Source organism: Sediminibacterium sp. GW821-FHT12F12 (assembly GCF_058806635.1).
Genome location: NZ_JBXAPW010000004.1, coordinates 172,895 through 199,172, shown reverse-complemented (window position 1 = coordinate 199,172; position 26,278 = coordinate 172,895). Strand labels below are relative to the sequence as shown.

The 26,278-nt window shown below is 45.1% G+C and carries 19 protein-coding genes; 6 read left to right on the top strand and 13 right to left on the bottom strand.

Annotation, left to right across the window (positions count from 1 at the left end):
• Position 1: 1 nt before the first annotated feature.
• The 3 genes from AC1RNB_RS08435 to AC1RNB_RS08425 are packed head-to-tail and all read right to left on the bottom strand — an operon-like array spanning position 2 to position 3,652.
• Positions 2–1,354 (bottom strand): putative oxidoreductase C-terminal domain-containing protein, encoded by a 1,353-nt coding sequence (locus tag AC1RNB_RS08435; protein WP_493082230.1) that lies wholly within the window; start codon positions 1,352–1,354, stop codon positions 2–4.
• Between the two features lie 38 nt (positions 1,355–1,392).
• Positions 1,393–2,796, bottom strand: coding sequence for a Gfo/Idh/MocA family protein (locus tag AC1RNB_RS08430; RefSeq protein ID WP_493082229.1), 1,404 nt, complete (start codon positions 2,794–2,796; stop codon positions 1,393–1,395).
• 4 nt (positions 2,797–2,800) lie between these two features.
• Positions 2,801–3,652 (bottom strand): ThuA domain-containing protein, encoded by an 852-nt coding sequence (locus AC1RNB_RS08425; RefSeq protein ID WP_493082228.1) that lies wholly within the window; start codon positions 3,650–3,652, stop codon positions 2,801–2,803.
• A 636-nt stretch (positions 3,653–4,288) separates the two neighbouring features.
• Here AC1RNB_RS08425 and AC1RNB_RS08420 point away from each other — a divergent pair.
• The 4 genes from AC1RNB_RS08420 (at position 4,289) to AC1RNB_RS08405 (ending at position 11,790) form a co-directional block, all read left to right on the top strand.
• Positions 4,289–7,411 (top strand): SusC/RagA family TonB-linked outer membrane protein, encoded by a 3,123-nt coding sequence (locus AC1RNB_RS08420; RefSeq protein WP_493082227.1) that lies wholly within the window; start codon positions 4,289–4,291, stop codon positions 7,409–7,411.
• A gap of 23 nt (positions 7,412–7,434) precedes the next feature.
• The gene (locus tag AC1RNB_RS08415; protein WP_493082226.1) at positions 7,435–9,276 is read left to right on the top strand and encodes a RagB/SusD family nutrient uptake outer membrane protein; all 1,842 of its coding nucleotides are present in this window, start codon (positions 7,435–7,437) and stop codon (positions 9,274–9,276) included.
• 96 nt (positions 9,277–9,372) lie between these two features.
• Positions 9,373–10,584: a glucuronyl hydrolase gene (locus tag AC1RNB_RS08410; protein WP_493082225.1), complete on the top strand. Its 1,212-nt coding sequence runs from the start codon at positions 9,373–9,375 to the stop codon at positions 10,582–10,584.
• A gap of 195 nt (positions 10,585–10,779) precedes the next feature.
• Positions 10,780–11,790, top strand: a complete 1,011-nt coding sequence (locus AC1RNB_RS08405) for a LacI family DNA-binding transcriptional regulator (protein ID WP_493082224.1) — start codon at positions 10,780–10,782, stop codon at positions 11,788–11,790.
• Position 11,791: 1 nt separating this feature from the next.
• Here AC1RNB_RS08405 and AC1RNB_RS08400 read toward each other — a convergent pair whose 3' ends face one another.
• From AC1RNB_RS08400 to rhaT, 8 genes are all read right to left on the bottom strand, one after another.
• Positions 11,792–13,207 (bottom strand): glycoside hydrolase family 30 protein, encoded by a 1,416-nt coding sequence (locus AC1RNB_RS08400; protein WP_493082223.1) that lies wholly within the window; start codon positions 13,205–13,207, stop codon positions 11,792–11,794.
• Positions 13,208–13,237: 30 nt separating this feature from the next.
• Entirely contained in the window at positions 13,238–14,629 is a 1,392-nt protein-coding gene (locus tag AC1RNB_RS08395; RefSeq protein WP_493082222.1) for a Gfo/Idh/MocA family protein, read from the bottom strand.
• A 67-nt stretch (positions 14,630–14,696) separates the two neighbouring features.
• Complete coding sequence (locus tag AC1RNB_RS08390; protein ID WP_493082221.1) at positions 14,697–15,572, bottom strand: hypothetical protein; 876 nt, start codon at positions 15,570–15,572, stop codon at positions 14,697–14,699.
• Positions 15,573–15,666: 94 nt separating this feature from the next.
• The gene (locus tag AC1RNB_RS08385; RefSeq protein WP_493082220.1) at positions 15,667–17,037 is read right to left on the bottom strand and encodes an FGGY-family carbohydrate kinase; all 1,371 of its coding nucleotides are present in this window, start codon (positions 17,035–17,037) and stop codon (positions 15,667–15,669) included.
• Positions 17,034–18,308, bottom strand: coding sequence for a sugar isomerase (locus AC1RNB_RS08380; protein WP_493082219.1), 1,275 nt, complete (start codon positions 18,306–18,308; stop codon positions 17,034–17,036). Before AC1RNB_RS08380 ends, AC1RNB_RS08385 begins: the two co-directional genes overlap by 4 nt.
• A 22-nt stretch (positions 18,309–18,330) precedes the next feature.
• Positions 18,331–18,744: an L-rhamnose mutarotase gene (gene rhaM / locus AC1RNB_RS08375; protein ID WP_493082218.1), complete on the bottom strand. Its 414-nt coding sequence runs from the start codon at positions 18,742–18,744 to the stop codon at positions 18,331–18,333.
• A 36-nt stretch (positions 18,745–18,780) separates the two neighbouring features.
• The gene (locus AC1RNB_RS08370) at positions 18,781–20,895 is read right to left on the bottom strand and encodes a bifunctional aldolase/short-chain dehydrogenase (RefSeq protein WP_493082217.1); all 2,115 of its coding nucleotides are present in this window, start codon (positions 20,893–20,895) and stop codon (positions 18,781–18,783) included.
• 23 nt (positions 20,896–20,918) lie between these two features.
• Positions 20,919–22,004, bottom strand: a complete 1,086-nt coding sequence (rhaT, locus tag AC1RNB_RS08365) for an L-rhamnose/proton symporter RhaT (RefSeq protein ID WP_493082216.1) — start codon at positions 22,002–22,004, stop codon at positions 20,919–20,921.
• Positions 22,005–22,191: 187 nt separating this feature from the next.
• Here rhaT and AC1RNB_RS08360 point away from each other — a divergent pair, with 187 nt between their 5' ends.
• On the top strand, positions 22,192–23,223 hold the full coding sequence (locus AC1RNB_RS08360) for a GntR family transcriptional regulator (RefSeq protein ID WP_493082215.1): 1,032 nt from the start codon (positions 22,192–22,194) through the stop codon (positions 23,221–23,223).
• A gap of 110 nt (positions 23,224–23,333) precedes the next feature.
• Here the strand turns inward: AC1RNB_RS08360 and AC1RNB_RS08355 are convergent, their stop codons facing one another.
• Together AC1RNB_RS08355 and AC1RNB_RS08350 are read right to left on the bottom strand one after the other, a co-directional pair.
• Complete coding sequence (locus AC1RNB_RS08355; protein WP_493082214.1) at positions 23,334–23,561, bottom strand: hypothetical protein; 228 nt, start codon at positions 23,559–23,561, stop codon at positions 23,334–23,336.
• 101 nt (positions 23,562–23,662) lie between these two features.
• A complete protein-coding gene (locus tag AC1RNB_RS08350; protein WP_493082213.1) occupies positions 23,663–25,249 on the bottom strand; it encodes a S41 family peptidase in 1,587 nt (528 codons plus the stop codon).
• A gap of 180 nt (positions 25,250–25,429) precedes the next feature.
• Here AC1RNB_RS08350 and AC1RNB_RS08345 point away from each other — a divergent pair, with 180 nt between their 5' ends.
• Positions 25,430–26,269: an N-acetylglucosamine kinase gene (locus AC1RNB_RS08345; protein ID WP_493082212.1), complete on the top strand. Its 840-nt coding sequence runs from the start codon at positions 25,430–25,432 to the stop codon at positions 26,267–26,269.
• Positions 26,270–26,278: the final 9 nt, after the last annotated feature.

Genomic DNA, 26,278 nt, shown 5'->3' with positions numbered 1-26,278 from the left:
TTTATTTTTTGGCGGCCAGTTTCTGTGCCTGCGTAGTGGTGTAATACTTGGCCAGCATATTTGGCACTTCCCAGGCCGGCATATTATGTTTGGAAAGATACTCAAGGTATTTCTCCGTTACCCGTGCAAAATGAGATTCATGTCCTTCTTTCAACACATCCGGAATAATTACTTCCCACCCCTTTGTATTTTTTTTCAAAGAAATCCCTTTGTATTGCTGCGCGATTTTTTCTACTACTTCCGCTGCCGCTTTCTCGTATGCAGCTGTTGTCGCTAGCGGCTCAATGTACAAAGTAGGTTTGAAATTCTGTTCTGCACCCTGACGGATCACCAGGTTGGCTTTTGTTCCGCGCATAATGGAATAATGGGTATCACCGGTGCCATCGGGCGCTTTGTAATTCCAGATCACCGATACTTTTGCATGCAGCCCTTTCAGGGTATAATTGATCTCGCCATTGCAAAGTACCTGAATATTCTGTTTGCTCTTATCCGTGTACTTATCGAGATAAGAGGGCATTTCAGACAACTTGGTTAGCTCTGTAAATTGTGTTTTACTGATAGTGGTGGGCCAGCTTTTCGCAGCCTGAATTTTTATGTCTGTGGTATAGTCGAGCGTCTGCTCCGGAAAACATTCCCATTGCACCAGGTCTACCAGGTGTGTGGTCACATCTACGATCCCCTCTCCTTCCTGCGCCACATCCAGGAACCAGGCCGGGCGGGTTAACACAGAACCGGATACATACTTATAAAAATGATGTACGCTCTCTTTGGTTACAGCAGGATTGGCGGCTGTACCTTTCTGCAGCTTACCAAATAAGGCCGGTTGTTGCGAGAAAGCTTTCTGCAGAATGGTTGTGATCTCATACCGTTCCGTCATAATATCATACAGTAATACATTTTTCTTTTTGGCTGTGGCAAACGCTTGCTTCAGCTGACCAAACCCTTTTTCATTGATCACCATTGGTTTGTCTGAGAACACATGATAACCCGCCTGCACGGATTTGAGAATATAATCGGTTTTCAGTTGGTTGTTTCCTGCCAGCACTACTACATTACCTGCCTTTTCCTGCAGCATCCGGTTAAAAAAATCATCGCCCTCATACACCACTTCTTTCCAGCTGGTGGGAGAAACAGTGCTGTTATTATAACCCTTGATCTTATCGAGATGCAACTGCAGGTCCAGTCCTTTCTTTGCATATACATGCACCGTAGGATCTACCTGCGGGTACATGGATTTCTGCACCAGCGCCGCATGAAAATGCCCGGGGTCCAGCGTGATCAGTTTTACTTTCTGTTGAGCCATCGCAGCATGTAATAGCAATAAACCAAGTCCTGTTAATAATGTAGTACGCATTTGCTGTTGATATCAGTTTACAATTATTCAATGATAGATTAATCCAGTCCTTTTACTTCATACGGAAAACGGTGTGGTCTGTTCAGCATGCTATTGGCTTCATCATCATTGATGAAACGCTCATTCATCGGATCCCAGTTGATCTTACGTTTCACTTTCATGGAAATATGATGCAGCAAACAGGTAGAGCAGGAACGGTGTCCTACTTCTACTGGTGAAATAGGTTGCTGGCGTGTACGGATACAATCCAGCCAGTTGCCGTGCTGTTCGGCACTTTTATAGAGGTTGATCTCATTCTCTCCTATCACAGATGTGATGATCTTACCATCACTGGCAGTGAGTGCCTTTGTATTGGCATTACTCTGCACCGGATCACTGGCACTGGCACGATAGTTACCACGGGTTACAAAAATCCAGCCTTCGGTTCCTTCAAACTTGATACCGTTGGGCAGTTCATTGCTCACGATCATTTTTACGCCGTTGGCATAGGTTCCCTGGGTTTCAAAAATGCCATGTACGTTCCATAAACCTTTGGAAGGGAAAGTTACTTTATTACAAACAATTTCTACCGGACCGGTATATTCTGTATCCATGCCCCAATGCGCACAGTCGATGTGGTGTGCTCCCCATCCTGTGATCATACCGGCACCAAACTGTTCGCAACGCAACCAACCCGGACGATCATAACCATTCTGCGGGTGTACCCTTTTCTCCGTATAATATACATAAGGGGTTGATCCCAGCCAGGCATCATAATTCAAGGTAGAAGGAATGGGCATTTCAGGTTCTTCGTCACCTCCCGGATCGCCGGGTAATCCGATATACACATTTTTCAATGTACCGATACGGCCATTACGAACCAGTTCGGCCGCATAACGGAACTGCACAGAAGAACGTTGTTGGCTGCCGATCTGCAGGATCCTTCCCGTGCGGTGAACCGCATTACTCAAAGCCCGGCCTTCGGCAATGGTTAAGGAAGCGGGTTTCTGCAGGTACACATCCTTCCCTGCTTCCACCGCATGAATACCGAGGTAAGCGTGCGAATGATCAGGGGTACTGATCAGTACACCATCAATATCCTTATTCAGTAACATCTCGCGATGGTCGCTGTACATGGTAACCCCGTCGTATGCCTTGCCTGTTTTTCTGGTATAGTAATCATTCACATATTTTTTCCCTTCCGCGAGACGTTTGCTGTCAACATCACAAACAGCCATGATCCGCGCATGATCGTATTTCAGGGTTTCTGCCATATCATGATCGCGGGAGATCCTTCCCACACCGATGGCTGCAATGTTCAGTTTATTACTTGGTGCATTTTTCCCGAATACAGAAGCGGGAACAATGGTAGGAAATCCTGTCATGGCAAGAGAAGTGGCTACACCGCCCTTAAAGGTTGTTTTCACAAAATCTCTGCGGTTAAATGGTTTTTTGGCTGACATAGTATTAGTTTTTAAGAGGGTCATCTTTTGAAATAGCATGTGCTTTTGAATAATCCAGTCCCTTGTATCGGGTAGCAATATATCGGATACCCTGTAATAAATGGTTCTTGTATACGGGGTCCTGGTAGCTTTCTTTGCTGTGGCCGAGTGTAGTTACCCAGATATTTCCTCCTTCAAACTGCTGGTACCAAACGGCAGGGTAATAATCCGCAAAAGAACCTTTGTTTTTATCGATCAGATCGGCCTGGTCCTTTTGCAGCGAGCTCAGTTCGTGTACCATCAGCACTTTCATACCGGGATAGAGTTCTTTTCCGAAATAACATTCATCATGCCGGTCCCAGGTAGTCGGCACATCTTTCATAGAAGGATGTGCGGGATCGATATTCTTCAGCCGGAATACCTGCCCTTTGGCATGCCATGAAAAAGTTTCGCCCAGCATCTGTTTAAACCATTTCCAGTTGCGTTCCGTACCTGTAACAGAGTGTACCCCCACAAAACCGCCACCGGCTTCGATATAGCGGCGGAAGGCTACCCGCTGTTCATCTGTATCAAATACATCATTATTGGTGCTCGTAAAAATGAGCAACTGGTATTTCTGCAGATTGGCTTCTGTAAATACAGATGCATCATCGGATACATCTACCGTAAAAGCGTTGGCGGCTCCCAGTTCTTTTACACAGGTTACGGCAGAAGCAATATTATCGTGTACATACCCTTTGCCGTTTTTCGTATACACGAGCACCCGGCTGTTTTTCAGTTTACCGTCTAACCGGGCTATCACTGGCAGTACAGTTAGTAACAGAAAAACAAAAAAAAGACTTCGGAAAAAGAGGGTATACATTGGTTGTTTTACCATAATCAGATTTTTAAAGGATTGATTCAGGTTTTGATGAAGCAAGCAATAATTCCACATAGTGGAAGCTAACCGCAACCGTGTTGAAAACAAAATTGGGGTGCCATGCAGCAGTCGCAAGGCAGTATCGATCATAGCCGCTTCTGTTTTGCGTAGCGGGAAAAGCGGTTACAGAAAAAAAACGGCGAGATAACCCGGCAAACAAACAATCAGTAGCATACGCCGAAACCCTTTGCCACCAATCGTTTAAAGGGATTATCCTTACTGTGACACACAGTATTCCGGAGAATAAATTAGTAGTTGGCATAAGCAATCGTTGATCAATTTACCGCAAATAAATTTACTGCTAACCGGGGGGCGCAAGGGGGTTTATCTACGAAAACCTTTTCGTAGAAATCGGAAGACAAAATCCGATGGATTGATAAAGACTTGGAAAACTATTATAATTTAACAAACAATTAATGGTTGCGAAAACCAGGGTTAACCACCCTTTGCAACTGTTATTCATCAAAACCAACACTTGCCATTATGAAGAAAAAAACGAATGCTTTCAAAGCAGGCCCGTTCACGTGCATACTATGCTTGGTATGTTTTGTGATATTTTCGGGATCCTTCGCAAATCCGGCAAAAGCCGGGAGGGTGGAATACAAGCTATCTGCCCTTAAACCACCTCCTGTTACTATTACAGGTAAAGTATCTGATGCCAAAAATTCTCCACTCGAAGGTGTGAGTGTGATGATTAAGGGTACTACAAGAGGAGTTACCACCAACGCCCAGGGATCGTTTTCGATCCCCAATGTGCCGGAGAATGGTACACTGGTATTCAGTTATACGGGCTATGGAACCAAAGAAGTAGCCGTAAAAGGCAAAACCAGTATCAACATTTCACTCGCAGAAGAAGTGTCTGGACTGAATGATGTAGTAGTAGTTGGATATGGTACACGTACCAAAAAAGACCTTACAGGTTCGGTTGTGCAGGTGAAAGCCACACAACTTGAAAATGAAAATCCACGTTCCGTACAGGATATGCTTCGCGGAAATGCACCTGGCCTGGATGTGGGTTTTGACCCAAGTACCAAGGGTGCCAGTGCCAGTTTACAGGTAAGGGGAAAGGGTACCCTGACTGCCAGCTCCGATCCGCTGATAGTGCTTGACGGCGTAATTTATCCCGGCACCATGGCCGATATCAACCCGAACGATATTGCTACTATTGATATCCTGAAAGATGCCAGCTCTGCTGCCGTATTCGGTGCCAGATCTGCCAATGGCGTTATACTGATCTCTACTAAAAGAGGAAAAATCGGCAAACCCGTTATTACAGTTAACAGCAATTTCGGTATCAATAAAGTGGTTAACCAACCCCATCTGTTAACCGGGCCTGAAATCCTGGATTTCCGTGAAGCGGCAGAATGGGCTAAAACCAACTTTGATTCAACTTCCAAACCTGGTATTCAATATAAGTTTCTAAATCCTGCCAAACTGCCTTCTACCTTTACAGTAGCACAGTGGCTGGCACTCGATGGGTCAAACGGTCTTGACCCTACCAATGTGTGGCTTAACCGCAACGAGTGGAAACCCATAGAACAAACCAATATCAAAGCCGGGAATTATCTGAACTGGGAAGACCTGATTTATAATAAAAATGCCCTGCAAAATGATCATACCGTAAGTATTGCACAAAGAAGAGATGATTATAACTATTATTTCTCTTTGGGATACCTTACCAATGAAGGTATCACTGTTGGTGACCAGTACAAAACCTTCCGTACCCGTTTTAATTTAGAAGCAAAAGCTGCTGAATTTTTAACCGTAGGTATTAATTTCCAGTATTCCAACCGGGATGAAAGTAGTGTACCTGTCAGGTTTGGAGATATTGCCTCTACTCCGCCATGGGGATCATTCTATCAGGCTGATGGTGTAACACTCAGGCAAAGTTCCAATGACGACCCTGGTTCCAATACACATCCTTTTTTAGATCAGGCATACACCAACCGTTTATACAAGTACGACGATTTCTTTGCCTCGATTTTTGCTAAAGGGAAATTGCCATGGGGGTTTTCTTACCAGGTTAACTTTTCACCCCGCTACGATGTGTTGCGCGAATACCAGCATATCTCTTCTAAAAAGCCGGATGTGGCTTCCAGAAAAGGTATCGTGAACAGAAGAAATCAGACTGTTTATTCCTGGCAGTGGGATAACATTATCCGCTGGAATAAACAATTTGGTAAACATACATTTGAAGCTACCTTCCTCTTCAATGCGGAAAAATTCCAGTCATGGAATACCAATATTCAGGCAGAAAATTTTGCACCCAATGACAACCTGGGATACAATGCCATACAGGCAGGTACGCTGGCCCCTATTGTTTCCAGCGACGATCAGTACGAAACCGGCGATGCCTTGATGGGACGTATCAACTACAACTATAACCAACGTTATTATTTCACTTTCACAGCAAGACGGGATGGTTATTCCGCATTCGGCCAGTCTAATCCAAGAGCTACCTTCCCTTCTGCCGCATTCTCATGGGCTATTAGTGAAGAGCGGTTCATGAAGAAAACAGCTAATTGGCTTGATTATGCCAAAGTGAGAATTTCATATGGTGAAAACGGGAACAGACAAATCGGTCGTTATGCCGCCCTATCAAACCTTTCCTCAGGCACCTATAATTTTGTGACATCAGGTGGAGCTGTGTATAATACCTCTTATGTACAGGCAAACAACCTGTCGAACCCGAATTTGAAATGGGAAAGAAACAGTTCTGTGAATTTTGGTATTGACTTTTCCATTTTTAAAGGTATAGTTAGTGGTACATTTGATTTGTACAACAGAACTACCAAAGATCTGCTGGTTAACCGCTCGTTACCTACTGTTACAGGATTCAGTTCTGTATTGGTAAATCTGGGTGAGGTACAAAACAAAGGATTTGAATTCTCTGTTACTACCCAGAACATGCGGAAGAAAAATATCAACTGGAGCACCACATTTGGGATCTGGAGCAACCAGAATAAAATCATCCATTTATACGGCGCCACTCCGGATTATGATGCAACCGGAAAACAAATAGGTTCATCCGAGAAAGATGATATTAACAATGGATGGTTTATCGGTCATGCTATTTCTGAGATTTATGATTACAAAACAATAGGTGTGTGGCAAACCGCTGATGCTGCCCTGGCCAAATCATTTGGCTTTACCCCTGGCGATTTCAGATTGAATGATAAAAATGGTGATGGAAAATATACCGTAGCAGACAGAGAATTTGTAGGCAATTCTGCACCTAAATTTTCCTGGAACATGAGAAATGAATTTAAACTTTATAAGAATTTTGATTTCTCATTTACCCTATACGCGAAAATGGGGCAGATTACCAGATTCAATGAAGCTACCAACGGAGAAAGAAACCAGGGACTGGTATTTTATGATCGTGTAAACTTTTATGAAACTCCGTACTGGACTCCTTCCAATCCTACAAATGAATGGGGCAAGTTATATGGCCAGAGAGGTGGCGGTATTACCTGGAACCATTATAAAAAATCTTCCTTTATCAGGTTAAGTAATATTAGTCTTGCCTATACCATTCCCGGAGAAATTACCAAAAAATGGAAAATTGATGCTCTCAAAGTTTATTTCAACATCGTAAACGCGAAAGTATTCTCTAACTGGGATTATTTTGATCCGGAATATCATGGTGCCAATGGAACGACTAATCAAACCCCAACACCTTTGACTTATAATTTTGGATTAAACCTTACTTTATAAGCTAACCTGTTAAAAAAAAGTAAATGAAAAATATTAATAAAATAATCCGTTCATCAGCCATCATGCTACTTGGCGTGATGATTTTAGAGAGTTGTAAGAAGGATTGGTTGGAACCAAAACCCTTATCCATCAATTCTCCTGAAAATACTTTGGTAGATGCCATTGGTTTTAATGCTGCCTTAAATGCCTGTGCCCGCAATCTTCGCGACGAATGGTATGGCGATGGTGCCCCCATCATCACTGAAACCATCTTCTCGGAAGTGGCAGTAGAAGGAACAGATGACAAAACCGGTCCGGCGCAGAATATGGACCTGCAGATCAAACCGGACGCACAATTGAACAGTGGCGATTTCAATAAAATCGGTTGGTATTGGAACCAGGAGTGGGTTGGCATTCGTTTAGCCAATACAATTGTTTCCCGTTTGCCGGCGGCTACTGCTATACCGGAAGCGACCAGAAATATCATTTTAGGCAAAGCCTATTTTTACAGGGCTTATGATTACTACCGCTTAACCAATCAGTTTGGAGATGTTCCCTGTCCATTAAAAGAATTAACAGAAGCTAAAACAGATTACGCTTCAGTTAAAAGAGAAGTGATTCTGCAGCGAATGAAGTCAGACCTCGACTTTGCTGTTCAATATGTACCCTGGACTGCTGATAAAGGTGATGTGAACAAGGGCGCCGTGTATCATTTACTGGCAAAGATCAATCTTTCACTTGGATTGTTTGATGAGGCCATTACAGCCGCTTCGGCCGTAATAAATAGTGGCACCTATAAACTGATGACAAACCGTTTTGGTATTGATGCGGGTAATGCCGCAAAAAATGTAACCTGGGATTTACACCGTCCGGAAAATAAAGCTGCTGCAGCCAATACAGAAGTTTTATTCCTGGTTACAGAACGTATAGGTGTTCCTAATAACTTTGCCGGCGGTATCCAGACCATGCGTAATTGTGTTCCCGGAATTTCCATTGCCGGTATCGTTACACCCAATGGCGGTGTAGGCATTTCTCCGCTCGCCGGAGTTGAATTTGATAATATGCAATGGTATGGCAGGGGTATTGGCCGATGCCGCTCAACATCTTATCACTACAAGGATATCTGGGATGATGTAAAGGATCTAAGACATGATTCTACCTCTGGCAACTGGATGTACATGGAAAACCTGCGTTACAGTAATCCGGCTTTAAAAGGGGTGGATCCTTATTATGGTCAAAGGCTACAGCTATTCAGTTCTACAGGTAAACAATTATGTAACGGTAAAGACACTTTACGCAGATGGTACCCATGGCCTCATTACAAAGTATATGTTCCTGATATTGAAAACACACCAATGAGAGGTGGTCATACAGACTGGTATGTGATGCGTTTGGCAGAAACCTTCCTGATCCGTGCTGAAGCCTACGTATGGAAAGGTCAGAATGATCTCGCTATGGCAGATATAAATGCGGTAAGAACAAGGGCTAAATGCGCCCCTTACACCAATGCTGCCAGCATGAATATTGGTACTGTGCTGGATGAAAGAGCCAGGGAATTATACTATGAGGAAGGGCGTAAAACAGAGTTAACCAGAATTGCCTATTTATTTGCCAAAACAGGTAAATCCTATAATGGCAAAACCTATACACTGGCTAACTTTTCTACTTCCAATTTTATGATTGACCGGATTTTAGAGAAAAATGTTTTCTATGCGCAGAATTTCATTACCAACCACCAGGATATGATGAAGATAAGCCCTTACCATGTGTTATGGCCTATTCCTCAATCCGCAATCCAGGGTAATACAGATGGGCGCATCAATCAGAATATTGGCTATTCAGGTGCAGAACTAAATGTTGCGCCATTGGATAAGATTCCTGAATAACTCTTTTATCCGTATTGTTTATTAAGCACAAAAGAGAATGCCGCACCTTGTGTGGCATTCTCTTTTCACACAAAGACTTCACCTTAACCATTTTATATGTGGCAGATACAAAAAATAATCGGTCGCTTCCTGCTATTGGCTCTTCTATCGGGATCCCTGCCTGCACAACAGGCACAGAAAGTTCAACCGGATTTACTGACAGTAATTGACTCAGCCCTGCAAAAAGCAGTACTGCAATACAAATACCTGAGCACACAATTGCCGGCCGATGTTTTACCGAAAACCTACTATCCCCTCACTAAAAAATTCGAGACCAGCAAATCCAGCTGGTGGACAAGCGGTTTTTATCCCGGATCCTTATTATATCTCTATGAATATGCAAAAGATCCTGCTTTGCTGGCGGAAGAAAAGAGAGTAGAGAAAATCATTGAAAATGAACAATTCAACAAAGGCACCCACGATCTGGGTTTTATGATGTTCTGCAGTTTTGGCGCCGCTAACCGTTTGAGGCCATCCAAAGAATATGAGCAGATTCTGCTGAACAGCGCCAAATCTTTGTCTACCCGCTTTAACCCTACCGCAGGTGTGATCAAATCATGGGACCATGGTGCCTGGAAATACCCGGTAATCATCGATAATATGATGAACCTGGAACTGCTGTTCTGGGCCACACAATTCAGCGGCGACTCTTCCTTTTACAAGATCGCTGTAACGCATGCCAATACCACCATGAAAAATCATTACCGCTCCGACAACAGTTCCTGGCATGTGGTGGATTATGATATCAGTGATGGGCATGTGATCTCCAAAAAAACACACCAGGGGTATGCGGATAACTCTGCATGGGCCCGGGGACAAGCATGGGGTTTGTATGGGTATGTAGTGATGTATCGTTGTACAAAAGATTCCAGGTATTTGGCACATGCAAAAAAGATCGCAGCGTTTATCATGCATCATCCCACCACTCCGGAAGATAAAATCCCTTTCTGGGATTATAACACACCTGAGATCCCGGCCACTTATCGCGATGCATCGGCGGCCGCTATTACAGCTTCTGCCTTGCTGGAACTAACGAAATATGTTGATCCAACATCCGGTAATTCGTATACCGGATTTGCGGAAAAAGTGATCCGTTCATTATCATCGCCTACCTATACAGCCCCATATGGACAAAATGGCGGGTTTATCCTGAAACACAGCACCGGACATTTACCGGGCAATTCAGAGATAGATGTGCCACTTACCTATGCCGACTATTATTATATCGAAGCCCTGTTAAGATACAAAGCACTGAAAGCGAAAAAATAGATCCGGTTTGTTTAGCCAAACGGGCGTAGAACTACTAAAAAATTCTACGCCCATTTTCGTGATACACCGGTTATTATCAAAACTTTACCGGGTTTTACGAAAACGTTTTCCCTTGTTTTCGTAAAATCAGTATATTAGACTGATTGTTGTTGCCACGCAGCTGATAGCTGGTGCGAAAAACTGATCACCACTCTTATGAGCAGTATCAATTTAAAAAGACTATCAGAAGAACTGGGTTTATCGATCTCTTCGGTATCGAAGGCACTGCGCGACAGTTACGAAATCAGTGCCGAAACAAAAAAACGGGTATTGGAAATGGCCGAAAAGCTGAATTATCAGCCCAACCCCTTTGCCAGCAGTCTCAGAAGAAAAAAAAGTCTTACAGTTGCCGTAGTTATTCCCGAGATCGCCAATAATTATTTTGCCCTTGCCATCAATGGTATTCAAACAGTGGCTCAGCAAAAAGGGTACCATGTACTTACCTACCTTACCCACGAAAATGCCAAGGATCAGGAATCTACCATCAAACACCTGCAGGGTGGGCGTGTAGATGGTGTACTGATTTCGCTTTGCAGCGATACTTCTACCGGCAGCCAGCTCACTGAACTGCAGAATGCGGGTTTCCCTGTGGTGTTTTTTGACCGTGTACCGGATGACCCCGGTTGTCCTACTGTAACAACAGATGATTTTGACGGAGGTTTTAAAGCCACAGAGCAACTGATCAAAGCGGGGTGCCTGAAAATTGCCTACCTGCGAGTGGCCGGGTACCTGTCCACCACTGTTAACAGGATGAATGGTTACCTCGCTGCACTGAAAAAGTATAACCTGCCACAGGATCCTAAAATGATTGTGGAATGCTCCAACGATGATGCAGCCAACCAGGAGTTGATCAAAAAAGTGCTGAAAATGCGCGGCAGACCCGATGCCATTCTTTCTTCTGTAGAAAAACTGGCGATCTCTACTTATTATGCCTGCAACGAAATCAATCTGAAGATCCCGAAAGATCTGAAAGTAATCAGTTTCTCATGTTTAAGAACGGCTTCGCTCCTCTCACCTTCCTTATCCACCATTACACCACCAGCTTTTGAAATAGGTAAGGAAGCTGCTTCGCTTCTCTTCAGGATGGTAGAGAAAAAAGTGTATGGTAACCGGGTAGACAAGATTGTGATCAAAAGCAGCCTGATAGAGAGAAACAGTTCTTCCTGATCTACCATGTATACGTAGCTACGGATTTGGCGGGTATGATCAGATCGGCTGTCTGATTTTGCCAGCGGATGGTAATATTCCGGATAGCCGTTTCTTTGTTCAGCACAATACATACATATTTGCCCGCGGGCGTTTTAAACGCCACATTCGGTAATCCCGCTACCATATTGGAACCTATCCGTACCGAACCCGGTCTTGCAAATCTGGCTGCATGTGCAATGATATAATACGCTGGATTGCGTATTACTTTCTTTTTACCCTGATCAATAGTTACAGCTGCCAGACAGCTGGTGCATCCTCCCCTGTCGGTAAAAGGTTTGTAGAACTCATCAGATGCCAGGTTCCATTCCAATACCGTTTTGGCCCAGTTGCGGGTAGCACCTATGATCAGGTTCTCTACATGCCAGCTGATATCACCCAGGTAATTACCCGGTGCCCCTACCCATTGCTCTGTGAAGTAGATATTTTTATCAGGATGTTTATCATGCACCAGCGATAAAGCATCGATCGTTCCTCCATAGAGGTGAAAGGCAGAACCATCAATATATTTTTTAGCTTCCGGATCATTCAGTACCGTGATCGGGTAATCGGGCCTGTCTGCGTTATGATCGTAGATGATGATTTTAGTGCTCAGTTTGGCGGCAGCAAAAGCAGGTCCGAGATGATCGCGCACAAACTCAGCCTGTTCATTGGCCAGCATCTGTAAACTGGGATTGTTACCGGGGTGCAGTGGTTCGTTCTGCACTGTTACCGCATCTATCCTGACTCCCTCTTTGCGCATCGCTTCTATATACTTAACAAAATAACGGGCATATACAGGGTAAGCAGACTTGAGCAGGTTACCGCCGCGGGTATCATTGTTGTTTTTCATCCATACCGGTGGCGACCAGGGCGACCCCATGATTTTGATATATGGATTGATCTGCAGAATCTCTTTTAAAACCGGGAGCAGGTATTTTTTATCATAACCGAGGTCAAACCGTTTTAGTTCAGCATCCTTCTCGCCTTCGCGGAGGTCATTGTACGAAAATACTTTTTCATCCAGGTCAGATGCACCGATACTGATGCGGAGATAACTGGTGCCGATATGGTTCTTTTCTGTACCAAATAATTCCTGCAACAAAGCCAGGCGTTCCTCCTTCTTCATTTTCATCAGGTTCAAGGCACTGCCTCCCGTTAAGGAGAAGCCAAAACCATCGATCGACTGATAACGTTTGCTTTCATCAATCTCAATCACGGTTTGCCGGGCTGAATCCTTGCTTTTGAAATAAACAGGCGTTACTTGTTTTTTGAAAAATACATTTTGCCCCGGACTGGTGAACCAGGCCTGTATGGATTTCCCCTTCTGTGCAGAAACAGTTGATAACAGCAGAAAAGAAATAACGAGTAGTCTTACATTAACAGGATATATATACATGATGATTTTACTGATGGATGTATTATAAAACTATGCTTTTGCTTTAATTACTTTCATCGCTACCGGATCCCAGTGAATGGCCTCGTTTTTCTCAACGCTGGTATTACATAAAATGGCGGGGCCTGCGGCTCTTAGTCCAAAAGAAGCATCTTCCAATACTGTTTTACCGGTTCTCACAGATTCAAAGAAATTAATCATATGATCCAGCCTGCTGTCATACCCTTTAGGCGATTCAAAAATGATTTCCTCCCCTACTTTCGCTTTTTTATCTTCTGCACTGTATTTCGCATCATAATCCGCCAATAAAGATTGCTGCATGGCTTTTGTATAACTCTCCATCGAATCATAGCCACCAATACCCGGCGCCACTGGTCTTTTAAAATGTTTGACGCGGATGCTGTTTGATCTTACTTCAATCACCCCCTCTGTACCAATAAACCGATTGCCCGCACCCCCACCTGCACCATCCGCCAGGTTCACTCTTGTAAAAAACTGGAAACCGTTATGTTCTGCTGTTTTTGGATACCGCATAATACCGGTTACAATATCATAGGCATCTCTGCCATCTTTCCAGTAATTCAAAGCACCTGCTGCGTAGATGGTATCCGGGCCATAAGAACCGGTTACCGTATGCAGGCCTGTAAAATTGTGTACAAACAGATCACCAGCTACACCTGTACCATAGGCTTTGTAATTACGCCACCGGAAAAAATGAACGGGATCAAAAGCGATCTTCGGCGCATCGCCCAGGAACCTGTCCCAATCAATGGTTTTCGGACTCGCATCAGAAGGGATGGTATATTGCCAGGCACCATTGGCTGAGTTACGGTCGTTGTAAGCTTCTGCATAGGCCAGTTCGCCCACGATACCCTGTTTATAATATCTCTGCGCTTCTAAAAATAAAACCGAACTGGCCGACTGGCTTCCTACCTGCAACACTTTGCCACTGGCTTTTTGTGCGGCCACCACAGCCAGTCCTTCTTCTACATGATGCACCATGGGTTTTTCGCAGTACACATGTTTACCTGCTTTCAGTGCGTCGATCGTGATATGATCGTGCCAGTGATCGCAGGTGCAAACCAAAACAGCATCGATATCTTTTCGGGAAAGAATTTCCTTGTAATCGCGGGTAACAAACAAATCATTACCCCATTTCTCCCGGGCTCTGTCCAGCCTGCCCTGGTAGAGGTCGCAAACTGCAGCCAGTTCCACACCCGGTACTTTAAGAGCTGTTTCGGTATCGTAATGACCAATGATACCGGCTCCTATCAAAGCGATCCGCACTTTGTCATTGGCGCTTACTTTTACGGAGGATAATAACTGTTGTACTTTTCCGGGATCTGCCATTGCAGGAAGTCCGGCCAGTAATAATGAACCGGAAGCACCCAGTGTATGCAAAAATTTTCTACGGGAAGTTGCCATCGTTAGAGGTTTTGATAGCAACAATTTACAAAAAACAAGTGAATTACGGCTAAGGTCGGAAGAAGGATTACTTGTTAGCGGGAGCAACTGCCGGAGGCCTGGAGAGCATCACTTCCTTCCAGAGTTTGGTAGGTTTTCCCTGCCGGTTACCACCACCAATTCTGCCAAGACTTCCTGTACCTATTGATAAACCTACCCCGCCACCACTGCCGAAAGAGCCAAAGCCCAAACCGCTGCCAATGGATAAGCCACCACCCCGACCACCCGAGCCCGGCTGCCCCGGAACATTTTCCAGTACTAAACCCATGGCAATACTGGCTCTGCCGGGGTTTAGTGCTGCCGCTTTACTTAAAAAAGATGCCAGGGGAATCGCAGCTTCATACACCAATGCACCTGTGGCGTTTAACCCGATTGCCAGTTGAATTCCCACAGGATTGGATTTACCATAGTCAAAATTCTCCGGTGTTTTTAGATCAGGGAACCCGAAGAGAGAATAATCCTGCACGGCAGCTAATGCCACTTGTTTGTTCTGCTGCAATTCGGGGCGGTCGTTCAGCAGTTTATCTCCCCGCTGTATCCTGTTACCTGTGGGGAAACTGATGCCTGCTGCACCTGCTTCTTCTTTCACGCCGTGGTTATTAATGTATAAGGTTAGTCCACCTCTTAGTATCCTTTGTATGGTTGTTTCGTTAGCGGTAGCTGCCAGTACATATACATTCTCCCGATCGTTGGAAACGATGCAGGACAATCCAGTTTTCTCATCTGTAAAAGTGAAAGAGTTGGTCCAGTCGGTATTATCGCCATTTACGGTTAGACTGTCTTTCTGCCAATAGCTATTTTGTACGAGGTTTGATTCCTGACTGTTCCTGGCCGAACCGCATGAGGCAAACAGTCCCATCGCTAACACGACAGATATGGAAACCGGAAACAGGTTCTTTTTCATCAACGAAAAATACATATTCTAAACAATTAGACCACTGCAAAGTTACAGGTTGCCCAAAACAGGCAGTCAATAAAGTTACGTTAAGATATCAATGTCAACTGCCACTGGAATAGGCTGTGAGCGCTACCAGATCCCGACGAAGGGGCTGTGTGTTCCAGGCAGCATGCAGTACCAGTGCTGTACCCAGGGCAGAAGCCTGCGATACAGCCGCCGCATACACTTTCATTGCCGGAAAACCGGCGGCCAGCATGTGCATGAACACGGAATTTCTGGCGAAACCGCCATCTACAAAAATTCGGGTGGGTGGATGAGAAGAAAGTATCAGCGAAATAGCCAATTGCTGCTGCTGCATGATATCACTGATCAACTGGTGATAGGCTTCTTCATAACCCGCAAAACCCTTCAGTTCCCTTTCGCCAAAGGCAGAAGGACGCGAACCGGTAAACACCGGTTCTTTTTTACTGGCAGTAAATACTTTTTCCAGCAATGATTCATTATAATCTACCTGTCTGTAATAGTTTTCTGCCACTGCAAAATGTTTGGCTAATCTTTTTACCTGCAGTTCATGTTCCTGTCCGGCAAATAAACGCGAAGCTTTTACGGGTTGTCTTTGATAACTCAGATAAGATAAACAGTCCTGCTCCAATTCGGCAGCAGTCAATGGTTCTGTATTAAATGGATTGAGACCGATACACCATGTACCGGTAGAAAGCAACACAAAGGGTTCCGCAAACGAAGTCAAATAAGGAACCAGTGCCGCCGAGCTATCGTGTAATCCTACGCCCGCCTTGATCTTACCATACGTCTCCCTTGCTTCTAGTACCGCATCAGAACGAAGTACAGAGGGAAATTTTTCATCTAATCCCTCTTCATACACCCATTCATGGTATTGCCTTTGCGAAAAATGCCACAAGCCCGTATGACAACCGATACTGGTAATTTCTGCACAGGGTTTTCCTGTAACCAGGTAACTGATATATTGCGGCAGGTGCAATGCATACCGGACCTGTGCATATAGTTCCGGTTTTTCTTTTTGCAATCTGTACACCTGCAAACCCGAATTAAGGCTCCCCAGCACAGGTGATGCGGTTGCCAAAGAAAAAGCCTGTTCACCGCCGTAACTGGTATAGAATTTCCGCTGCAATGCTTCGGGGTAAGGTTTCAGGTAATTATACAAATGCCCCACCGGCTGCCCCTGTTCATTGATATACGCAAAACTGGCGCCATGGGCCGAGAAATTAACGGCTTTTACAGCAAATCCTTCCAGTTGCAAAACCTGCTTCATCGTCTGCTTTATCCATGCCGTGAGGACATGTATATCTTCGCAGGCAAATCCATCTTCGTCTTCTGTTTCAGCTACTTCCACAGATTGTTCCCATACTATCCGGTACTGTTCATCAAACAGAAAACATTTTTTATTGGTCCTGCCAATATCAAACACGGCTATGACAGGTAGTTTACTCATAAGCCGGTAGCAGTGGTTTTATCGCCCCTTGTTTTTATCAATTGCTGACGAACTGATTTGTCGCGGAATAACTGTAAAGGTGCCAATGCCCCGCCGGCACGCAAACGGGCTTCCGCTACCATCGCGCGCGCATCGGTTCTGTAGGCTTCCTGTAATATTTCCTGCGCCCCGGCTACATCATTGTTTTCCTGTGCTTCTTCTAAAGCAGCAGCATCTACCAGCAGCGCCTGCGCATAGGCGATCATGATGGCTTCTACACTTTGCAGCAGGTCTTCCAGCGGATCCTTTACATTATGTGACGCATCGATCATCCAGCCAAGATCTTTGGCATGGTTCATCTGCCTGGCATCCATCCCCTCTACCAGTTCATGAAAGATCAGGAAGAGCTGATAAGGATCGATACTGCCTACGGTCAAGTCATCATCGCCGTATTTACTGTCATTAAAATGAAATCCACCCAGCTTTTTCTCCTGCAGCAGCAAGGCTACGATCTGTTGGATATTGGCATTGGGCAAATGGTGTCCGAGATCAACCAGTGTATAGGCTTTGTTGCCCAGTTTATTGGCGTACAATAACGATTGCCCCCAATCACCCACTGTCATAGAATAAAAATTAGGCTCATAGGCTTTGTACTCTACAAACATTTTCCAATCTGCCGGTAAAGCCGCATAAATTTCCTGTAACCCTTCCAATGTGTTTTGAAAAGCTTTGCGGAAGTTCAGCTGACCGGGAAAACAGGAGCCATCCGATAACCATACGGTGAGTGATTGCGAACCCAGCGCGATCCCCTGTTGTATCACTTCCTGGTTATGTGCTATCGCCTGTTTTCTTACTGCTTTGTTTACATGTTGCAGAGAGCCGAATTTATAACTGTACTGCTGACCGGGCTGGTCCTGAAAAGTGTTGGAGTTCACTGCATCAAAACCCAATCCGTGTTGTGCGGCCAGTTCTCTTATCTTTTTGGGATCAGATGGGATGTCCCATGGAATATGCAGTGATATAGCACCGCTCGATCGGTTCAGCGCATGCAATAATCCCACATCTTCAATCTTCTCTTCCAGTGCACGTGGCTCGCCGCCACCACTGAAGCGGCCAAAACGGGTACCGCCGGTGCCCAATGCCCAGGAAGGAATGGCGATCTGAAAATCGATCAGCTTTTGTAAAATACTTTCGATACCGGAAATCGTTTCTGCAGCAAATGCAAAACGGCGGGCATGCTGTACGGATAATCTTTCGTTATGGGCCTGTATGATTTGTGAATTCATCAACATATGCAATCGTTAACTGTATAATTTATGGCAGATAAAAAACTTCTTTTAAAGGTACACTTACCGGCGAATGATCCGGATGAGATTCCATGATATCTTTCATGTAGGCCCACCATTTCTGCATTACCGGACTGGCTGGCAACTTTTCCAGCAGGGTTTTGTCTTTTATTTTCAACACACCAAATAATTCAAGCGTGGTTTCATCCAAAAAAATGGAATAGTCTTCAATGCCTGATTCATGCAGCAATTGCGCCAGCTCGGGCCATATCCGCCGGTGACGGCGCGCATATTCTTCTTCAAATCCTTTGTGCAACTGCATTTTAAAAGCGACACGAGGCATAGTGGTGAGTTGTGAGTGGTGAATAGGCAGTTGTGAATGGTGAATGGGCAATGGTGAATTGGGAATGGCTACTGATTGATAGAATATCCTATTGACCATTCACCATTCACAATTGCCCATTGACAATTGACCATATCATCTTACAAATGCGGCAGCAATTCCGCCATCTACATTCAATACATTACCGGTTGATTTGGTTAACAATCCTCCTACCAATGCAAAACAGGCATCGGCGATATCGGAGGGATGAATGATCTCGTTCAACAGGGTACGTTTCGCATAGTAAGCAGGCAATTCTGCTACGGTAACCTGGTAAGCTTTCGCTCTTCCTTCGGCCCAGGCACCTTCCCATATCTTGCTGTCGGTGATTACTGCATCGGGATTCACCACATTTACACGGATCTTATCCTTTCCCAGTTCGGCTGCATTCAGGCGACTCAAATGCAATTGTGCCGCTTTGGCGGAACCATAACCGGCATTATTAGGACCACTCATCAATGCATTCTTACTGACGATATTGATAACATCTCCTCCGGTTCCCTGTTTGCGCATCATATTCACACCTGCCTGTGTAACCAGGAACTGGCCTTTTACCAGTACATTGTATAAAAGATCCCAGTCTTTTTCCGTATGTTCTTCCAGTGGTTTTGAAATGGATAATCCGGCACAGTTCACCACAATATCTACTCCACCAAAATATAATGCTGCCTGATCGTAGGCATGCCTTACTGCATCGCCATTGGTCACATCGAGTAACACAGTGGTAAATACATCTTTGCCATACTGTTGTTGCAGCTCGGCATTTGCTTTTGACAAGCGGTCTGCATCATTGTCATTCACCACGATACAGGCACCTTCCTCCGCCATTTTTTTTGCAATGGCTTTACCGATACCACCGGCACTACCGGTAACCAATGCCACCCTGCCCGACAAAGCTTTGGGCTTGGGCATCCGTTGCAGTTTGGCTTCTTCCAGTAACCAGTATTCGATATTGAAGGCTTCCTGCCGGGGAAGTGAGGTGTAGGCAGAGATCGCTTCTGCACCGCGCATCACATTGATCGCATTCGTATAAAACTCCGCCGCCACTCGGGCTGTTTGTTTGTTGGCAGCGTAAGTGAACATACCTACCCCGGGATATAAGATCACTACCGGATTGGCATCACGCATGGCCGGACTGTTGGCATGTTTACAACTGTTGTAATATTCGGCATACATTTTCCGGTATTCTTCAAAAACGGGCGCCAGTTGTTGTTGAAGCGCAGATACATCTTCCAGGTTTTGATCCGGAGATAACGCCAGTACCAAGGGACTGATCTTGGTACGCAGAAAATGATCTGGACAGGAAGTACCCATGGGTGCCAGTCTGCCCAATGCATGAGAGTTGATGAAGGTTAATACCCTTTCATCATCCGTAAAATGGCCCACCATTTTAGTATGTGTAGAACAGAAACCCCGTAAAACCGGTGCCAGTGCTGCTGCCTGCGGTCTGCGTTTTTCTTTAGGCAGCGCAGCGATCTTTTCTCCTTCGAATACTTTTTTAGATGCTACTGCGGTTTCTATGAAAGTCGCGCACTGTTCAATCACTTCCAGTGTATTCACATAACTTTCATAAGCCGTATCGCCCCAGGTAAACAAACCATGCGATCCCAGCATAATACCGCGGATGCCGGGGTTTTCTGCGAGGCATGCTTTGAGTTGTAACCCGAGATCAAAACCTGGCCTTTGCCAATCTACCCAGCCGATGGTTCCTTTAAACAGTTCCTGTGTGATTTTTTTTCCATCTCTGGCCGCTGCAATGGCAATGGCTGCATCAGGATGCAGATGATCGATATGTTTGAAGGGAAGAAATCCATGCAGCGGTGTATCGATCGATGGTGCTTTTGAATCAAGATCAAAAATGCAGTGATTAAACAAAGCCACCATTTCATCTTCATGGGCAATACCGCGGTATACTTTCTGCAGGTTATGCAGGCGGTTCACATACAATGCGGCCAGTCCGCTTTTTTTAAGGGTGCCCAGATCGCCACCACTGCCCTTCACCCACATTACTTCGGTATCTTCTCCCGTTAGCGGGTCTTTCGCCATCAGTTTACAGGAAGTATTACCACCTCCATAATTGGTTAAACGCAGATCTGCGCCCAACAGGTTGGAACGATAGATCAGCAGTGCTACTTCATCTCCGGCCATAGATGCAGCTTTTGCATCGTCCCACAGATAACTTACATGTTTAAAGTCTTTTGCTTGCTTCACAGTTACAGTTTGATATAGTTAATTTATTTGGGAAGGGAATTGCCATACCCTACAATCATTACCGAAGCCATGATGGTAAGTATCCCTATGATGATCGTTGCTCTTGTTTTACCACTCACCCCCTTCCACTCTTTCAGCATGATACCCCACATATTGGCCACGAGTATAATGAAAGACATGTGCAGGATCCAGGAGCTGGCGCCATTACCCAGTTTACTTTCGCCCATCCCATAGAAAAAGAACTGGAGAAACCAGGTAGTACCAGCCAGTGCCGAAAAAAGATAGTTTCCCGTTAACGGTGTTTTGCGGTTGGTATAATCACCAAAAGTTTTGTTACGGGCATTCAGGATCATACACCAGATAAAATTGGTGGTTAAGCCACCCCATAAGATCACCACAAAAATTACATTGTTCTGGAAGAGAAAATTTCCTTCACCGGGATGTGCCAGCTGCCAGTTGGTATTGGCGATCTCTGCCATGGGTTTACCGGCTTCGATACCAAAATTAAAGAAGGCACTGAGGATGCCGGAAATGGTTGCAATGATCAATCCTTTTACCAAACTGAACTCGGCTACCGAGGCTTTTTTATGTTCATCACTGATCTCCTTCTCTTTCAGCATACCGGCCCGACCGCAGATAGCGATACCCAGGATACAAACCAATACCCCCACCAATACCCACTGACCGCCGGTATTGTGCAGCATAAAATCCAGTGTTTGTTTTTCTTTACCGGGCGTTGGCACATAATTGTAATAGAGGGCGGGAATCAGGGAACCGAATGCGGAACAGAAACCAAGGATCACCGAATTACCCAGGCTCATGCCCAGGTACCGAACACCCAATCCATACAGCAAGCCGCCAATACCCCAGAGTAAACCCATAAGAAAAGTAGTTCCCAGAATCTGTGAGGAACTGTTGCGGATGATTTCTGCAAAACCGGGTATGGTCAGCCATGCCGCCACCGGCGGAACGATCAGCCAGGAAAATATACCACCTACGATCCAGAAGCTTTCCCAACTCCAGCCTTTTACTTTTTTGAAAGGCATGTAAAAACTTCCGGAGGCAAAACCGCCGATAAAATGGAAAATGACACCAAAGAGGATACCCATGAGCAGTTATTTTCAGGATGGCTAAGCAAAATTGAATTTACTGATTTCAAAGCTATTGGCTATGAGGTATTTGCTGTCATGTACCGTCATGCTTATCCCGGCAAAGCCCCTGAATTCTTCCCTAAAAATACAAGGTATCATCAGTTTGGCGCCAGAATCAGTAAGTTTGGCTACTGCAGCGATAGCTATGAAGAAAAAAAACATTTTTCAGCATCTTTCCATCGACTACTATTCAGCTACCCCCAAGTACCTGCAGCTGGCACAATCCATTATCAGAGCCATTGCGGAAGGACGGATCCGGAAAGATGATATGCTTCCCTCCATTAACGAATTGAGTTTTGAGTTTGAGATAGCCCGCGATACGGCAGAAAAAGGATATAAATATTTAAAATCGATCGGCGTACTCGGCTCGGTACCGGGCAAGGGCTATTTTGTAAAAAATGCCAACCCGAAACAGCAACGAAAGATCTTTTTGCTGTTCAATAAACTGAGTCCGCATAAAAAGATCATTTACGATGCGTTGGTAGCATCGCTGGGCGAACTGGCTTCCATCGATTTTTATATCTACAACAATGATTTTGATTTTTTCAAAAGGCTGCTACAGAATGCTGCGAAGGATTATTCGCATTATGTGATCATTCCGCATTTTATGGTGGGAGGAGATCATGCGCATGATGTGCTGAATGCCATCCCGAAACATAAACTGATCCTGCTCGACAAACTGGTACCGGGTATGGAAGGAACTTTCGGAGCGGTATATGAGAATTTTGAGAAAGATATTTACAGTGCACTGGAAAAAGCCCTGCCGCAGCTGGCCAAATACCATACCATCAAAATCATCGTTCCCTTTTATACCTATCATCCGCAGGAGATCTTACAGGGTTTTACCCGATTCTGTCAGCAGTATGCTTTCAACTACAAAGTGGTACACCAGATCGCCAACGAACCCATCAAAGAAGGCGAAGTATACATCAACCTCATGGAAGATGACCTGGTGATTTTGCTGGAAAAAGTGCTGGCCACCAAAATGAAACTGGGCAAACATGTAGGTGTGATCTCTTACAACGAAACTCCTTTGAAAAAGATTATCCTTAACGGCATCACCACCATCTCCACCGACTTTCAGCTGATGGGCGAAAAAACCGCCGAACTCATTCTCGAACAATCGATGCAGCAGATAGCTATCCCCTTTGCTTTAACCCTGCGTAACTCCTTGTAAATAAAAAATCCCCTTTGCAGGGGAAATGGTATGAAATACCCTATCCATTACAGGCCGGCCGATGATCTGGCCAACCCGGGAGAACAGGTACGGGATGCGATGGAAAATTATTATTCTTCTTCTTCTTCCTTTGGCAAAGGATTTCTGCGGGAAGGAACGATGGTTTCTTCATCATCACTCAGGTATACCCAGAAATCATGCACTGCATAAATATCACCCGGGGTTTTCGGACCGCCGTTCTCATTGTTACGCTCGTAAGAACCCAGTAATTCGCCGGATTTTTTCAAGACCTGCAGTTTCGCTTCCAATGTTAATTCCTTAAACTGTTCAATAGTCATATTCCTTGTTTGTTGTGATCGTTTTGGTGGTAAACCGGGCGCAATCTAATAAGAAAAAACACAAATCCGGCAACTTCTCCTGCGAATGCCTGCCTGCGAGGCTATTTAAGTCCCTGCAGCGCTTTCTGCACCGTTTCATCGCGCAGGTTACTCACTTCAAAATAGCCTTCTGTACGCCAGATCTGTCTGGCCATCATTACCTGGATCCTTTTCAATATTTCCCGTTTACCCTTTGCTGTTACACCAGACAGGTCCACACTGTCCCTGCGGGCATAACCGCTCAATCCGGCCCACTCCTTCTCACCCGGCACAAAACGGGTAGCCAGTGCCGCCGCATTGGGAATGCCATCAAAAAAAGCCTGGTTCTGCATATAATACCGGTACACAAAATTGCCGATAGTGCCTTTGTAATACATTTTCAACAGGTCAGATTCCATGCGGGTAGTGTCAAAGGGCACAAATACATCGGGGGTAATACCACCGCCACCGTACACAATCCTTCCAGCAGGGGTTTTATACGGTTTACCGGTTTGTTTAGAGGTATCTCCTTTTACCACTTCGCCATTGTGAAACCGTTCAGCCAGCTCTTCCTCATATTCTGCCTTGCCTTTGCTGTAGGGTTTCTGGATATTTCTTCCCAGCGGCGAGTAATAACGCGCAATGGTCAGGCGAACCGCACTGCCATCGGTTAACTGGAACTGCTGCTGTACAAGGCCTTTGCCAAAAGAGCGGCGACCGATAATGGTGGCCCTGTCCCAATCCTGCAAAGCTCCTGCCAGCACTTCACTGGCGGAAGCAGAACCTTCATCTATCAATACTTCCAGTTTACCGGTCTCAAAAATGCCGTTCCGTTTGCAACGGTATTCATAACGGGGTACATGTTCCCCTTCGGTATAAACGATCAGTTTGTCGCCACTTAAAAACTCATCTGCAATATCAGTGGCTTCTTTCATCAGTCCGCCCCCATTGCCCCGCAGGTCAAGGATCAGTTGTTTCATGCCCTGTTGCTGCAGTTTTTCCGTTTGCTGCATAAACGCTTCGTAGGTACGCTCCGCGAATTTGTTGATGCGGATATAACCGGTTCCGGGGGCAATGATATAAGCGGCATCTACCGGCGATACCGGTATCACCCCACGGGTAATCACTACTTCTTTTTTCTCAGTTCCTCTTAACACCTGCACTTTCACTTTCGTATCCATCGGACCACGTAAAAGTTTACGGATATCATCGGGTTGCAGTTTTTTACCTGCTACGGATACCGAATCATTTACCAGCAGCATTTTATCGCCCACTTTCAGTCCTACTTTGGCCGAGGGACCATCTTCCATCACATGCATCACATGCACGGTATCATCCAGCAGTTGAAACTCCACCCCGATACCCTGAAAATTGCCCATCATCTCCTCATTCACTTCCTTCAGGTGGTCGGCAGGGATATACACCGAATGGGGATCCAGGTGCGATAAAAGTTCATCTGCAGCCAGCTGGTTGATACTGTCGGAAGATACTTTGTCTACATATTTGCCCTTGATCAGCTCCACCAGTTCCTGCAGGGAGGTTCTGCGCGAAAGATTAAAAAAACGGTTACCGAGGGTTTTATCCTTTAATTGATAGCCGATAGCCATCCCGATCACCATCACAACAGCGAAAAGAACGGGCAGCCAGATCTGCAGTTTTTTACTTCCCATATATACGAATCTTAGGATCTTTTATAACAAACGCAAATATCCATATTAAAGTTTGAATGCCCGCAAAGGTTTGCTATTTAGGATGAATGGCATAAGTTGTGTGCGATAATAACCGCAACTATTTGATTGTTGTCGTAAATTCGCATCCGGAACTTGATACCTAACATTCAACCAGAGATTATGCCCGTTATTTTGATTGCAGACAGTGGCGCTACCAAATGCGAATGGCGGCTGGTACAGGGCAACAGGAATAAAACCATCTTAACCCAGGGCATCAGTCCTTATTTCCTGAGCGAGGCCCAGATCAAAGCGCTGTTACAAAAGGAATTACTCCCCAAACTGAAACAGGTCGTACCCGAAAGGATCCATTTTTACGGTACCGGATTGAGCAATAAAGACAATGCCGCGATTGTTAAAAAAGTGCTGAAATCGCTGTTCCCGGCGTCTGTCATAGAAGTACAGACCGACCTGCTGGCAGCGGCACGGGCCTTATGTGGCAGATCAAAAGGCATTGCCTGCATCCTCGGAACGGGGTCCAACTCCTGCTATTATGATGGCAAAAAGATCGTCAAAAACAGTCCCGGACTGGGTTATGTACTGGGCGATGAAGGCAGTGGTGCCTATCTCGGCAAAAAAGTAGTACAGTATTACCTGTACAATACGTTTGATGAGGAACTGATGGCCCGTTTTGAAAAACGCTTCCAGGTATCTACCATTGAGATCCTTGACCATGTGTACAAACAACCGTTAGCCAACCGTTACCTGGCTTCCTACGCCATCTTTCTGGCCGAGAACCGGGGGCATTATATGATAGAAAATATTATTGAAGATGGGCTGAACGACTTCTTTTTCACTCATTTATACAAGTACCGGGAAAGCTGGACCTTACCTATCCATTTCATCGGCAGTATTGCATTTGGTTTTAGAGATGTATTAAAGGACCTTTGCAATTCCTATGAACTGGAACTGGGCAAAGTGATTAAGGCCCCGATGCAGGGATTACTAACGTATCACCGTTAAACTACTGGC

Excerpts from the sequence above, each read along its gene's own strand:
- AC1RNB_RS08435 (WP_493082230.1), bottom strand. The coding sequence starts at position 1,354 with ATGCGTACTACATTATTAACAGGACTTGGTTTATTGCTATTACATGCT.
- AC1RNB_RS08430 (WP_493082229.1), bottom strand. The coding sequence starts at position 2,796 with ATGTCAGCCAAAAAACCATTTAACCGCAGAGATTTTGTGAAAACAACC.
- AC1RNB_RS08425 (WP_493082228.1), bottom strand. The coding sequence starts at position 3,652 with ATGGTAAAACAACCAATGTATACCCTCTTTTTCCGAAGTCTTTTTTTT.
- AC1RNB_RS08415 (WP_493082226.1), top strand. The coding sequence starts at position 7,435 with ATGAAAAATATTAATAAAATAATCCGTTCATCAGCCATCATGCTACTT.
- AC1RNB_RS08410 (WP_493082225.1), top strand. The coding sequence starts at position 9,373 with ATGTGGCAGATACAAAAAATAATCGGTCGCTTCCTGCTATTGGCTCTT.
- AC1RNB_RS08405 (WP_493082224.1), top strand. The coding sequence starts at position 10,780 with ATGAGCAGTATCAATTTAAAAAGACTATCAGAAGAACTGGGTTTATCG.
- AC1RNB_RS08400 (WP_493082223.1), bottom strand. The coding sequence starts at position 13,207 with ATGTATATATATCCTGTTAATGTAAGACTACTCGTTATTTCTTTTCTG.
- AC1RNB_RS08395 (WP_493082222.1), bottom strand. The coding sequence starts at position 14,629 with ATGGCAACTTCCCGTAGAAAATTTTTGCATACACTGGGTGCTTCCGGT.
- AC1RNB_RS08390 (WP_493082221.1), bottom strand. The coding sequence starts at position 15,572 with ATGAAAAAGAACCTGTTTCCGGTTTCCATATCTGTCGTGTTAGCGATG.
- AC1RNB_RS08385 (WP_493082220.1), bottom strand. The coding sequence starts at position 17,037 with ATGAGTAAACTACCTGTCATAGCCGTGTTTGATATTGGCAGGACCAAT.
- AC1RNB_RS08380 (WP_493082219.1), bottom strand. The coding sequence starts at position 18,308 with ATGTTGATGAATTCACAAATCATACAGGCCCATAACGAAAGATTATCC.
- rhaM (WP_493082218.1), bottom strand. The coding sequence starts at position 18,744 with ATGGTCAATAGGATATTCTATCAATCAGTAGCCATTCCCAATTCACCA.
- rhaT (WP_493082216.1), bottom strand. The coding sequence starts at position 22,004 with ATGGGTATCCTCTTTGGTGTCATTTTCCATTTTATCGGCGGTTTTGCC.
- AC1RNB_RS08360 (WP_493082215.1), top strand. The coding sequence starts at position 22,192 with ATGAAGAAAAAAAACATTTTTCAGCATCTTTCCATCGACTACTATTCA.
- AC1RNB_RS08355 (WP_493082214.1), bottom strand. The coding sequence starts at position 23,561 with ATGACTATTGAACAGTTTAAGGAATTAACATTGGAAGCGAAACTGCAG.
- AC1RNB_RS08350 (WP_493082213.1), bottom strand. The coding sequence starts at position 25,249 with ATGGGAAGTAAAAAACTGCAGATCTGGCTGCCCGTTCTTTTCGCTGTT.
- AC1RNB_RS08345 (WP_493082212.1), top strand. The coding sequence starts at position 25,430 with ATGCCCGTTATTTTGATTGCAGACAGTGGCGCTACCAAATGCGAATGG.